An 11,909-nucleotide genomic window follows, 5' to 3' on the forward strand; every position below is an offset into this window, starting at 1 on the left:
ATTTATCCTTCGTGATGGGGAAATAGTACTTGGTCAATGAGATCACAAAGGCAGTGTACAGTAAGTAAATGCACTTCTTGAATACGGGCTGTGCGCTGAGAGGGAATTCGGATCTCAACATCTTGTATGCCCAGTAATCCAGCCATTTCACCACCATCTTTACCTGTTAGAGCAATAATGGTCATATCACGTGTTAGTGCCGCTTCCATCGCTTTGATAATATTTTTACTGTTACCACTGGTTGATAATACAAATAAAATATCACCGGCTTGACCTAAAGCGCGTACTTGCTTTGAAAACACTTCATCATGGTGGTAGTCGTTAGCAACAGCGGTGAGGATCGTAGTATCTGCCGTTAATGCTAATGCTGGTAAGCTTGGACGTTCAGTTTCAAAACGGTTGATTAAACAAGAAGCAAAGTGCTGTGAGTTAGCAGCTGAGCCACCATTACCACAACATAAAATTTTGTTGCCGTTTAAAAGGCTTTGCACCATCACTTGGGCTGCTTTGGAAATGGAATCTGGCAGAGCTTCTGCGGCGGCAATTTGAGTTTGAATACTTTCGGTAAAACTTTCACGAATGCTATCTAGCATGATTAACCTTCAACTAAGATGTTGGTATGCCACTCAATATGGTGTTCTTGACCTTCAATTGTCACGACATCAAATCGGCATTCCGTTTGATCAATTGAAAAGCCATTTTTTTGTAACCAAAAAAGGGCGGTGCGTTTTAATTTCTGTTGTTTGTGCCAATTCACCGCTTCTGAAGCCGAACCGAAATGGCGATGTGTTCGGTATTTTACTTCAATAAAAACAAAACATTTACCCTGTCGCATAATTAAATCTATTTCACCGCTGCGACAGCTAAAATTTCGTTCAACAAGCTTAAGACGATGGCGAGACAGAAACTGCTCCGCCATCCGTTCATAAGCTTGACCTTGCTGTCGTTTATTCAGGTTGAATACCGTCTGCTGTGAACTTACCCCAGTCAATTTGGCGATGAATAACACATTGGCTATCAGCACTTAATTTACCGGTTGCGCCTTGAGTGGTGTAATCACTCATCGTACGCATTTGTGGCAGCTCTTTGCTTAACAGGTAAGCATCCATACCAAAGGCATGAAGACGAATACTGGTATTTCCCTCATTTGGCCATAGTTGATTGAAACGCGCCATGTAATCTGCAGGTGGATTGATCAGTAGTGGAATATCCCCTACTTCTAAACCACGGATCTCTGGAGAGTTTGATTTATTGTCTGAGTTACTACGAGAGCTCACGTAAATTTGTGGTGGGTTACCACTTGCAGGCAATGACGCTTCAATAAATGGCTTGATGGTCATTAACTCTGTTTTACTGGCAATAACGTAGATCGCATCAGTGTGGCTACCTGGAGCTCGTCCAAATGCTTGACGGATCTGCTGTGGGATTTCACCGCGAGAGCCAAAAGTTACCACTTGTGCTGGCTGGCTATTTAAGCTCGACCATTCTTGATTAAATGCAGCGCTTACACGTTGACCATAGCTATTGCCTGGCACCAATACCACCGGATTGCGATGACCTTCATTAAAGATACGCTCTGCCGCTTGCTCTGCATCTTGCTCAGGTGATAGCGCAAAATAACATGCATTCGGGTGATTGTTATTGATTTCTGGTGGAAGGTTTAGCGCCAATGTATTGATGTGCGTGTTGTTATCACGTTGGAACTCAAGGATCTTATCTTTACGAAGTGGACCTACAACAAACTGAGTACCGTTTTGTTGTAGTTTTGCCATGATCGAAGCCATTGGCTCTGCTTCAGTATCGTAGATATTCAGATCGGTATCTGTACCACGACTAGCATCATCCATCATTGCATTAACAAAGCCATCACGTACGGTTTTACCTTGCGCAGCAAAACGACCTGACAATGGTAGTAATAGCGCTACGTTATCAAGTTTGATTGCTTTTAAGTTCATCACCGCTTCAAGTTCAGTCGGTAAGTACTGATTAGCTGGATGGTATGGATGTTGGCTTAGCCATTGCTCCACGGCTTCTTTTAGTTTGCCAGGTTGGCGAGCAGCACTGTTTTTCAACATGGCTAATTCAACCCAACCTTTCAATACACTTTCATCGCTACCAATTTTGGCATTACTCAGTTGTGTATTTGAATAGCCTGATAAGTCATGCCATAGATTGTTCCAGTTTGCTGCTTTTTGATCATTACTTAAGTAGAAATCAAGTTTACTGCGTTCACGCGCGGCTTGAAATTGGTGATTAAGTTGATCTAATAATTCAGCACGGAAAGTGTGATAGCGTCGGTATTGACTCTTCGTTAACTGCCAAGATGGTTGGAAATTTAAGCTGTTTAGTGCTTCTTGGTATTGCCCTTGATGATAACGCACAGCTGCGCGTGCAAGTTGCCATTCAGCAATTTGCAATGGGCTCATTGATTGTTGTGAAAGTTTGGCAATTTGTTGGTCAGCTTGCTGCCATTTGCCTTCTTCAATCATGGCTTTAAGAGCTAGAATTTCCCAGTTAATGCGCTCGGCACCTTTGCTGGCTTGAGCTTTACTGAGGTAAGCGGCTGAGCTTTGAGCGGCTGCCGCAGTGATATCAGTTAACGGAGCCTGTTGGTTATACAGGTTTGGCGTACTACAGCCTGCTAAAACTACAGCAAGGGCTACAGGCGCCATCAGTCGTGATACACTTTTACGCTTATGGGTAAAATTGGGCATTGAATTCATTCAACTGTGACAAATTACTCTTGATATTAATTGCAGATGAGATCTAAGACAAATGAGTGAAACCAATTCAAGCATGGTTGATGTTGCTACGTTGTACATCGTACCTACACCCATCGGTAATTTGGCTGATATAACCCAACGAGCATTAGACGTATTAGCAAATGTTGATTTGATTGCTGCTGAAGATACTCGCCATACATCACGCTTGTTATCCCATTTCTCTATCTCAACCCGCACCTTTGCGCTTCATGATCATAACGAACAGCAAAAAGCTGATTTTTTGATCGAGAAGCTTCAGTCAGGTACTAGCATTGCGTTGGTCTCTGATGCTGGTACTCCGCTGATAAGTGATCCAGGGTATCATCTTGTGAATCGCTGTCGTCAAGCGGGTGTTAAAGTTGTGCCATTACCTGGCCCATGTGCAGTGATCACTGCTTTGAGCGGTGCTGGTTTACCTTCAGACCGATTCAGTTTTGAGGGCTTTTTACCACCCAAAAGTAAAGGTCGCCGAGACTGTTTTCAAGCGTTAGCGAATGATGAACGAACACTGATTTTCTACGAATCGCCACATCGCATTAATGATTCCCTGAGTGATATGTTAGCCGTGCTTGGTGCCGAACGCCAAGTAGTATTAGCGCGTGAGTTAACAAAAACTTATGAAACAATTCATGGTGCACCACTAGGAGAGTTAATTGAGTGGTTGGCTGAAGACAGTAACCGAGTACGTGGTGAAATGGTGGTATTGGTTGCAGGTCACCGTGCACAAAAAGATGAATTACCTGCTGATGCATTGCGTACGCTGGGTTTACTTGCGAAAGAATTACCATTGAAAAAAGCAGCGGCACTAACCGCTGAAATTCACGGTGCTAAGAAGAACGCACTGTACAAGTGGGGGTTAGAGCATCTCGAATAATTGAGATGGCGAAGAAGGGAATAAAAAAAGTGCATCGATTAAGATGAAATTACGTGAGCAATAAACGCTTTTGCTGTTTTTTTGCTCATGCTGTGACTTTGTTTCGTTTTTCACTGGTAACTGTGATGGTTGTCTTATACAATCCGCCTCGGAGTTGGTCAGGTGATCGCTGCTTCATTGATGTCCTTTGGGAGACTGATGAAGGGGAGGAAAGTCCGGGCTCCATAGGGCAGGGTGCCAGATAACGTCTGGGGGGCGAAAGCCTACGACCAGTGCAGCAGAGAGTAAACCGCCGATGGCCCATTTTCGCAGGGGCACAGGTAAGGGTGAAAGGGTGCGGTAAGAGCGCACCGCGCGTCTAGTAATAGTTCGTGGCACGGTAAACTCCACCCGGAGCAAGACCAAATAGGTCCCTAATGGCGCGGCCCGCGTTGGGGACGGGTAGGTTGCTTGAGTCTGTGAGCGATTGCAGACCTAGATGAATGATTGCCGCCGCGCAAGCGGAACAAAACCCGGCTTATCGACCGACTCCCTACATTTAGAGAAGGTGGTGTTTGGATAACAAACACCACCTTTTTTTCGTCTTATTCCCCCATAAAAGCATTACATTACGCATAGCAAACAATGGAGTGTTAGAACTCTGTTTGAATTAAGGCCATGCGCTTGACATCGTTTTTGTCTCATACGTACACTTTGTGGTGGGAATTTGTGGGGAAAAGTGGTGCAGTCTCATTCTCTCTGTTTTTATTCTGCTAAAGTCAGTATCAATCACTGATTTTTAGTATCATGGAATGGACTAAAAAATGCTAAGAGGCGCAACATCGATATCTATTGATAGCAAAGGACGCATAGCGATCCCGAAACGTTATCGACAATGGATCACCGAACAATGTGGCGGCTTATTCATTTGCACTATTGATCACCAGTTTTCTTGCTTGTTGCTTTATCCCATCAATGAATGGGAGCACATAGAAGCGAAGTTAGCGACATTATCAAGCCTTCACCCTGCAGAGCGCCGAATTCAACGATTGTTGCTTGGCCATGCAAGTGAATGTGAAATGGATGGACAGGGACGAATTTTACTCTCACCAACCTTACGACAATACGCTCACTTACAAGATAAAATCATGCTTGTTGGCCAACTCAATAAATTTGAAATTTGGTCTGATGTGTTATGGCAACAGCAAATTGAACTCGATATCAACCTTCAGGCTGAGGACGCGTTAGCACAATCATCGCGCCTTAGTGAGCTTTCACTTTAGCTGAACTTATATTTATGTCTGAACAATTTGAGCACGTTTCCGTTTTACTTCATGAATCTGTAGACGGACTAGCAATTAAACCTGACGGTATTTATATCGATGGTACCTTCGGCCGTGGGGGACATAGCCGCCTTATTCTTTCTCAGTTAGGTGAGAATGGTCGTCTATACAGTATTGATCGCGATCCTCAGGCCATTGCCGAAGCTCAGAAGATCAATGATCCGCGCTTTGAAATTATCCATGGTCCTTTCTCTGGTATGGAGAAATATATGGAAGAGCGTGACTTGATTGGTCGTGTTGATGGTGTGTTACTCGATCTTGGGGTGTCGTCACCACAGTTAGATGACGCTGAGCGTGGTTTTAGCTTTATGCGTGACGGCCCACTAGACATGCGAATGGATCCAACATCAGGTCAGTCGGCCGCTGAATGGTTGGCGGAAGCGGAAGCGGATGATATTGCTTGGGTGCTAAAAGAGTTTGGTGAAGAACGTTTTGCTAAGCGTATTGCTCGCGGCATTGTTGAGCATCGTGAAGATCCTGAAAAAGAGCCGTTAACACGTACTCGTCAGTTAGCGAGCCTAATCGCTGAAGTTTCACCATTTAAAGACAAGCATAAACACCCTGCAACACGTAGTTTCCAAGCTATTCGTATTTACATCAATAGTGAGCTGGATGAAATCCAAACAGCCTTAAATGGTGCCGTGAATATTTTAGCTCCTGAAGGTCGCTTATCGGTGATCAGCTTCCACTCTCTAGAAGATCGTATGGTGAAACGCTTTATCCGTAAGGAAAGTAAAGGCCCTGAAGTGCCAGCCGGTTTACCGTTAACGGAAGAGCAAATTAAAGCACTAGGCAGTGCTGCGCTTAAAACCGTAGGTAAAGCGATTAAACCATCGCAAACAGAGTTAGGTCATAATACACGAGCACGTAGCTCGGTACTGCGTTTGGCTGAACGTCTATGAAACAACCTACAGAATCATCATTGAATCTGGCACGCCTGATTGGACGAGATCTCGTTACAGTCGGGCTTGTTCCACTCATTCTAACCTTTGCTATTCTCGCATCGGCACTTTCAGTGGTGTATATCACTCACGACACACGCCAACAAATTGTTAAACAAGAGCAATTATTAACTGAGCGTGAAGGCTATGATGTGGAATGGCGAAATCAAATCCTCGAAGAAAATTCACTTGCAGAGCACAGTCGAATCGAACGATTAGCAGAAACTGAACTCAAAATGCAACGTCCATCTGCCGATAGTGAAGTCGTAATTCAATAATATGAAGTTATTTAATCGTTCGAAGTCTAAGAACAGTGCAACTAAAAAAGCAAAGCCCTTGATTAAATGGCGCTTCACGGTTGTGTGTATTTTTGTTTTGTTAGGCTTCTTTGGCCTTATTGCTCGCGCCGCGTATATCCAAGTCCTTGAACCGGGCCGCCTTATTCAAGAAGGTGACGCACGTTCACTACGTACTAAACTAATGCCTTCAGCTCGCGGTATTATTTCCGATAGAAATGGTGAGCAGTTAGCTGTGAGTGTGCCTGTTCAGGCTGTATTCGCTAACCCTTCTGAAATTTTTAAGCATGGCGGTTTGAGTGATGTTGAACGATGGCATGCACTGGCTGATGTATTAGGTCTTGACCGTAGTTGGCTACTGCATGAATTAGATTCTAAGAAAAAACGTAAATTTATTTATCTTGCCCGCCAAGTAAGCCCTGCGATGGCGAACTATGTCCATAAATTAAAACTGCCAGGCATTGGTCTTAAAGATGAATCTCGTCGTTTTTATCCATCGGGTGAAGTAAGTGCCCATCTACTTGGTTTTACAGGTATTGATGGTCACGGTCTTGATGGTGTTGAAAAAACGTATGACGGTTGGTTAACCGGGGAGCCGGGGCGCCGAACAGTGCGTAAAGATCGCTACGGTCGTGTGGTTGAAAATATCTCACAACAAAAACGCCAGCCGGGCAAACCGTTGCAATTAAGTATTGATCAACGCATTCAGGCTGTTGCTTACCGTGCAGCTAAAGAGGGTGTGTTAGATATTCCAGCAACGTCCGTTAGTATTGCTATTTCTGATGTGCGAACGGGTGAAATTCTCGCGATGGTCAATGCGCCATCTTTCAACCCGAATAACCGTGATGATCGCCAGCCGTACAAAATGCGTAACCGTGTGATCACTGATACCTTTGAGCCAGGCTCAACGGTGAAGCCATTTGTTGTTTACACTGCGATGAAGCATGGCATCGCGAATGAACATACGCTGATTTCGATCCCAGGTAAGCATTTCCGAGTAGGCAGCAAGGTGATCACTGACGTATCACGTATTGAGCCGATGGCAACCGTACAACGTATCTTGCAAAAATCGAGTAACATTGGTGTGACTAAGTTATCACTGGCGATGCCGGTGGATTACTTGATTGATACTTATCGTAAAGTGGGCTTTGATGAGCCATCGGGCATTAACTTAATTGGTGAAACAACAGGCCACTTTCCAAACCGTTCTCGTTGGTCTGATATTGAACGTGCAACCTTTGCTTATGGTTATGGTTTATCGTTAACACCACTTCAGCTCCTTCACGCTTACACAACGCTAGGTGCTTACGGTATCAAGCGACCGTTATCTATTTTAAAAACGGAAAAAGTGGTACCGGGTGAGCAAGTACTTGATCCTAAGATCGTTAAGAAAATCTTGTTAATGATTGAATCTGTAACCGACAAAGCCGGTGGCGGCGGTGGTTGGCGTGCAGCTGTTCCTGGCTACCGTGTTGGTGTGAAAACGGGTACGGCTAAAAAGGCAATTGCTGGTGGTTATGGTGATGATTACTTCTCATACACCGTGGGTGTTGCACCGATCAGTAACCCGCGCTTAGCGATTGTGGTGATGGTGAATGAGCCAAAAGGTAAGGTTTACTATGGTGGTGCGGTTGCTGCGCCAATTCTGTCAAAAGTGTTAGGTAGTGCATTACAAATTCTGAACGTGCCGCCTGATGCAAATACCTTACATAAAGTCGATAAGGGAGCGTAAATAATGGCATCGTCACGCATTATGATGAAATTAGAGATGCTGTTATCACCTTGGTTAGCAAAAGATAAGTTGCCTCTTGAACTTACTGATTGCCAGATTAGCGCGATAACATTGGATAGCCGACAAGTTGCCGCAGGCAGCTTGTTTGCTGCTGTAAAAGGACATACGGTTGATGGTCGTCGTTTTATTGAAACGGCAATTAAGGCTGGTGCTGCTGCCGTGATTGCAGAAGCTGATGGTGTTGCACAAGATGGTGATATTGTGCTGCAAGACGGTAGTTGTATTGTCTACTTGCAGGATTTAAATCAAAAGTTATCTTCGATTGCTGGGCGCTTCTATGGTGAACCAGATCAGCAACTTGCACTATATGCGGTAACGGGAACTAACGGTAAAACCACGATCAGCCAATTATTAGCGCAATGGGCAAATCTTATTGGCTATAAAGCTGGTGTGATGGGGACCACAGGTAATGGTTTACTTACTGATCTAAAGCCTGCGGCAAATACCACGGGTAGTGCGATTGAGATCCAGCAAACGTTAGCGGGTTTAGTGGCGCAAGGTGCTGATTTTGCAGCGATGGAAGTCTCTTCTCATGGCCTTGTTCAAGGTCGAGTACGTGATCTGCATTTCAAAGCGAGTATTTTTACTAATTTAAGTCGTGATCATCTTGATTATCATGGCAACATGCAAAATTATGCTGATGCAAAGAAGTCTTTGTTTACTGAGCATGATACGGGTGTGCCGATCATTAATGCAGATGATGCTGTCGGTGCTAAGTGGCTCCATGACTTAACGCATGCTGTTGCCGTTGCTATTGAACCTGAGGCGGTTGCTGAGCATACGGGCTTAAAGCTTTGGGCAACAGAGGTGCAGTTCAGTACCCAAGGTGTCACCATTGCTTTTGATTCTAGTTGGGGGCAAGGCAAATTTACCGCACCATTAGTTGGTTCATTTAATGTCACTAATTTATTGCTGGCATTGGCGACGTTATTAGCAACAGGTCATCCTATGGCTGATTTACTTGAAAAAGCACCGCAACTACAGGCGGTGATTGGTCGAATGGAAGTTTTTCAAGCCAATGACAAAGCGATGATGGTGGTCGATTATGCTCACACACCAGATGCATTAGAAAAAGCATTGCAAGCTCTGCGTGTACATTGTGATGGAAAGCTATGGTGTATCTTTGGTTGTGGTGGCGATCGCGATAGCGGTAAACGCCCAATGATGGCAGAGGTTGCTGAGCGCCTTGCCGATCAAATTATTCTGACTGATGATAACCCTCGCAGTGAAGATCCTAAGACAATTATTGCAGATATGTTGGCTGGTCTAAACGCGCCACAATCTGCATCAGTGATCCACGATCGTGCAACGGCTTGTCGCCATGCATTTACTCATGCTTCTCACCAAGACATTATTTTAGTGGCAGGTAAAGGGCATGAGGATTATCAAATTCTAGCGGATCGTACGATCCATTATTCTGACCGTGAAACGGTTGCTGCATTATTAAAGGAATTGGCATGATTGAGGTTCAATTAAGTCAGCTTGTATCGGTATTAAATGCCGAGCTTATTGGTGCGGACACATCAATTTCTGCGGTATCAACCGATACGCGAAATATCTCTGCCGAAACGCTGTTTATTGCCTTAAAAGGCGAGCGTTTTGATGCTCATGATTTTTGCCAAACGGCGAAAGATAACGGTGCTAAAGCTCTGTTGGTAAGTAAACGCTTACCTGTCGAGTTACCTCAGTTGGTTGTGACAGATACCCGTATTGCTTTAGGGCAAATGGGCGCATGGCTAAAAGCGGAAATGGCTCAAAAACACGGTTTAAAGACATTAGCGCTAACAGGTAGCTGCGGTAAAACCACAGTAAAAGAAATGTCTGCAGCTATTCTCGCAACCAAAGGCAATGTATTAGCGACAGCGGGCAACTTTAATAACGACATTGGTGCACCATTAACGCTACTGCGTCTAACGCCTGAGTACCAATACGCTGTGATCGAGCTTGGTGCAAATCACCAACAAGAGATTTCTTATACCACTCATTTAGTTAAGCCTGATGTCGCGCTTATTAATAATTTGGCGGCAGCGCATCTGGAAGGTTTTGGCTCACTTAAAGGTGTGGCAAAAGCGAAAGGTGAAATCTTCGAAGGGTTAAGTGATGGTGGGATTGCTATTGTTAACCTTGATTCAAATGACTTACCGCTATGGCAGCCATTGCTTGCACAGCATCAAGTGCTTACTTTCTCTGCAACCGCACCTGACGCTGACTACCATGCCGAGCAGATAAACATTAACACTCAAGGGTTAGCCTGTTTTACAATGTGCACCCCGATTGGCAAGGTTGAAGTGAATCTAACTCTGGCGGGTATGCACAATGTGGCGAATGCACTGGCAGCAGCAGCATTAACTATTTCGTTAGGTGCAACACTTGCAGAAGTGAAAGCTGGGCTAGAGACTATGGCGAACGTGAAAGGTCGTTTAGATATTACTGAGCCTCGTGCGGGTTTACGTCTGATTGATGATACGTATAACGCCAGTGTTGCTGCAGTAAAAGCCGCAATTGATGTATTAGCCAATTTCCAAGGTCAGCGTTATTTCATCTTAGGAGATATGGCTGAGCTAGGTGAGGAAAGCGATAATCTTCACCGTGAAGTGGGTGAATATGCGCAAGCAAAACAGCTTGATTGTGTGATGACGTTTGGTCGTGCAAGTGCCGTGGTTAGCGAACTAAACCAAGGGCAACACTTTACCGATAAAACAGCGCTGATCGCATTACTTAAACAACAATTACAACAACATTTTAGTCAACCAGACTTTGAGCAAGTGACGGTGCTTGTAAAAGGCGCTAGAAGCTCGAAAATGGAAGACGTTATTGCAGCATTGCAGGATGATAAATAATGATTTACTGGTTAGCTGAACAGTTTCAGTCAACAATCCCGTTTTTCCGCTTATTTGAGTACCTCACGTTCCGAGCGATCATGAGTATTCTAACAGCGTTACTTTTCTCGTTATGGATGGGACCTCGTTTAATTGCCCGCTTGCAGATGCTGCAAATTGGTCAGGTTGTGCGTAACGAAGGACCGGAGTCTCACTTTAGCAAGCGTGGTACGCCAACCATGGGCGGTATTATGATCCTTGCTGCGATCACTTTCACGGTATTGCTATGGTGTGACTTAGCTAACCCTTATGTTTGGGCTGTGCTGGTTGTGATGCTTGGCTATGGTGCTGTGGGTTTTGTTGATGATTACCGTAAAGTGGTACGTAAAAATACCGATGGTTTGATCGCCCGTTGGAAGTACTTCTGGCAGTCAGCTATCGCATTAGTCGTTGCTTTTGCGCTATATGCTTATGGTAAAGATACAGCCGCTACTCAATTGGTAGTGCCTTTCTTTAAAGATGTAATGCCTCAGCTTGGTCTGTTCTACATCATCATGACTTACTTTGTGATTGTTGGTACCAGTAACGCAGTAAACCTAACCGATGGTCTTGATGGCTTAGCAATCATGCCAACCGTAATGGTATCAGCAGGTCTTGCATTTATTGCATGGGCGACAGGTAACTTTAACTACGCAGAATACCTTCATATTCCTTATATCAAAGATGCTGGCGAGTTAGTGATTGTTTGTACGGCTATCGTTGGTGCAGGTCTTGGCTTCTTATGGTTTAACACTTACCCAGCACAAGTCTTTATGGGCGATGTTGGCTCACTAGCATTAGGTGGTGCACTGGGTACGATTGCAGTATTAGTTCGTCAAGAGCTACTGCTGGTGATCATGGGCGGTGTATTTGTAATGGAAACTGTATCGGTGATCCTACAGGTCGGCTCATACAAACTACGTGGTCAACGTATTTTCCGTATGGCACCGATCCATCACCACTACGAATTAAAAGGCTGGCCAGAGCCACGAGTTATCGTGCGTTTTTGGATTATTACACTGATGTTGGTATTGATTGCGTTAGCAACACTTAAGGTACGTTAA

General features: G+C 44.6%; 11 protein-coding genes and 1 other RNA gene. 9 read left to right on the forward strand and 3 right to left on the reverse strand.

Translation table 11 applies throughout. From position 1 onward, the window contains the following. Positions 1-2 precede the first annotated feature (2 nt). Genes Q7657_RS10705 through Q7657_RS10715 form a run of 3 tightly spaced genes read right to left on the reverse strand, consistent with a single transcriptional unit; the run spans position 3 to position 2,672 of the window. Complete coding sequence (locus Q7657_RS10705; RefSeq protein ID WP_008987894.1) at positions 3-593, reverse strand: phosphoheptose isomerase; 591 nt, start codon at positions 591-593, stop codon at positions 3-5. 2 nt (positions 594-595) lie between these two features. Then, positions 596-955 carry a YraN family protein gene (locus Q7657_RS10710; protein WP_258178288.1) on the reverse strand — a complete coding sequence of 120 codons (360 nt, stop codon included), beginning with the start codon at positions 953-955 and terminating at the stop codon, positions 596-598. Next, positions 948-2,672 carry a penicillin-binding protein activator gene (locus tag Q7657_RS10715; RefSeq protein WP_258178284.1) on the reverse strand — a complete coding sequence of 575 codons (1,725 nt, stop codon included), beginning with the start codon at positions 2,670-2,672 and terminating at the stop codon, positions 948-950. Before Q7657_RS10715 ends, Q7657_RS10710 begins: the two co-directional genes overlap by 8 nt. Positions 2,673-2,775: 103 nt before the next feature. Between Q7657_RS10715 and rsmI the strand changes: the two genes are divergently transcribed. The 9 genes from rsmI (at position 2,776) to mraY (ending at position 11,909) form a co-directional block, all read left to right on the forward strand. After that, positions 2,776-3,636, forward strand: coding sequence for a 16S rRNA (cytidine(1402)-2'-O)-methyltransferase (gene rsmI / locus Q7657_RS10720; RefSeq protein WP_053988054.1), 861 nt, complete (start codon positions 2,776-2,778; stop codon positions 3,634-3,636). A 150-nt stretch (positions 3,637-3,786) separates the two neighbouring features. Continuing rightward, positions 3,787-4,172: RNase P RNA component class A (gene rnpB, locus Q7657_RS10725), an RNA gene on the forward strand. A gap of 267 nt (positions 4,173-4,439) precedes the next feature. Next, the gene (gene mraZ / locus Q7657_RS10730; protein WP_008987898.1) at positions 4,440-4,898 is read left to right on the forward strand and encodes a division/cell wall cluster transcriptional repressor MraZ; all 459 of its coding nucleotides are present in this window, start codon (positions 4,440-4,442) and stop codon (positions 4,896-4,898) included. A 14-nt stretch (positions 4,899-4,912) separates the two neighbouring features. Next, positions 4,913-5,860, forward strand: coding sequence for a 16S rRNA (cytosine(1402)-N(4))-methyltransferase RsmH (gene rsmH / locus Q7657_RS10735; RefSeq protein WP_023933638.1), 948 nt, complete (start codon positions 4,913-4,915; stop codon positions 5,858-5,860). Beyond that, positions 5,857-6,177: a cell division protein FtsL gene (ftsL, locus tag Q7657_RS10740; RefSeq protein ID WP_008987900.1), complete on the forward strand. Its 321-nt coding sequence runs from the start codon at positions 5,857-5,859 to the stop codon at positions 6,175-6,177. The genes rsmH and ftsL overlap by 4 nt, the downstream gene beginning before the upstream one ends. A gap of 1 nt (position 6,178) precedes the next feature. After that, positions 6,179-7,927 (forward strand): penicillin-binding transpeptidase domain-containing protein, encoded by a 1,749-nt coding sequence (locus tag Q7657_RS10745; protein ID WP_053988056.1) that lies wholly within the window; start codon positions 6,179-6,181, stop codon positions 7,925-7,927. Positions 7,928-7,930: 3 nt separating this feature from the next. After that, positions 7,931-9,448: a UDP-N-acetylmuramoyl-L-alanyl-D-glutamate--2,6-diaminopimelate ligase gene (gene murE, locus Q7657_RS10750; RefSeq protein WP_107166895.1), complete on the forward strand. Its 1,518-nt coding sequence runs from the start codon at positions 7,931-7,933 to the stop codon at positions 9,446-9,448. Beyond that, a complete protein-coding gene (murF, locus tag Q7657_RS10755) occupies positions 9,445-10,827 on the forward strand; it encodes a UDP-N-acetylmuramoyl-tripeptide--D-alanyl-D-alanine ligase (protein WP_107166894.1) in 1,383 nt (460 codons plus the stop codon). Before murE ends, murF begins: the two co-directional genes overlap by 4 nt. Beyond that, on the forward strand, positions 10,827-11,909 hold the full coding sequence (mraY, locus tag Q7657_RS10760) for a phospho-N-acetylmuramoyl-pentapeptide-transferase (protein ID WP_053988059.1): 1,083 nt from the start codon (positions 10,827-10,829) through the stop codon (positions 11,907-11,909). The genes murF and mraY overlap by 1 nt, the downstream gene beginning before the upstream one ends.

The sequence above is a fragment of the Candidatus Photobacterium acropomis genome (assembly GCF_030685555.1).
In the GTDB taxonomy this organism is placed as follows: Bacteria; Pseudomonadota; Gammaproteobacteria; order Enterobacterales; family Vibrionaceae; genus Photobacterium; species Photobacterium lucens.

What these genes read in the sequence shown, in the direction of transcription:
- Q7657_RS10745 (WP_053988056.1), top strand. Translation starts at nt 6,179, where the DNA reads ATGAAGTTATTTAATCGTTCGAAGTCTAAGAACAGTGCAACTAAAAAA.
- mraZ (WP_008987898.1), top strand. Translation starts at nt 4,440, where the DNA reads ATGCTAAGAGGCGCAACATCGATATCTATTGATAGCAAAGGACGCATA.
- murF (WP_107166894.1), top strand. Translation starts at nt 9,445, where the DNA reads ATGATTGAGGTTCAATTAAGTCAGCTTGTATCGGTATTAAATGCCGAG.
- mraY (WP_053988059.1), top strand. Translation starts at nt 10,827, where the DNA reads ATGATTTACTGGTTAGCTGAACAGTTTCAGTCAACAATCCCGTTTTTC.
- Q7657_RS10705 (WP_008987894.1), bottom strand. Translation starts at nt 593, where the DNA reads ATGCTAGATAGCATTCGTGAAAGTTTTACCGAAAGTATTCAAACTCAA.
- ftsL (WP_008987900.1), top strand. Translation starts at nt 5,857, where the DNA reads ATGAAACAACCTACAGAATCATCATTGAATCTGGCACGCCTGATTGGA.
- Q7657_RS10715 (WP_258178284.1), bottom strand. Translation starts at nt 2,672, where the DNA reads ATGGCGCCTGTAGCCCTTGCTGTAGTTTTAGCAGGCTGTAGTACGCCA.
- rsmH (WP_023933638.1), top strand. Translation starts at nt 4,913, where the DNA reads ATGTCTGAACAATTTGAGCACGTTTCCGTTTTACTTCATGAATCTGTA.
- murE (WP_107166895.1), top strand. Translation starts at nt 7,931, where the DNA reads ATGGCATCGTCACGCATTATGATGAAATTAGAGATGCTGTTATCACCT.
- rsmI (WP_053988054.1), top strand. Translation starts at nt 2,776, where the DNA reads ATGAGTGAAACCAATTCAAGCATGGTTGATGTTGCTACGTTGTACATC.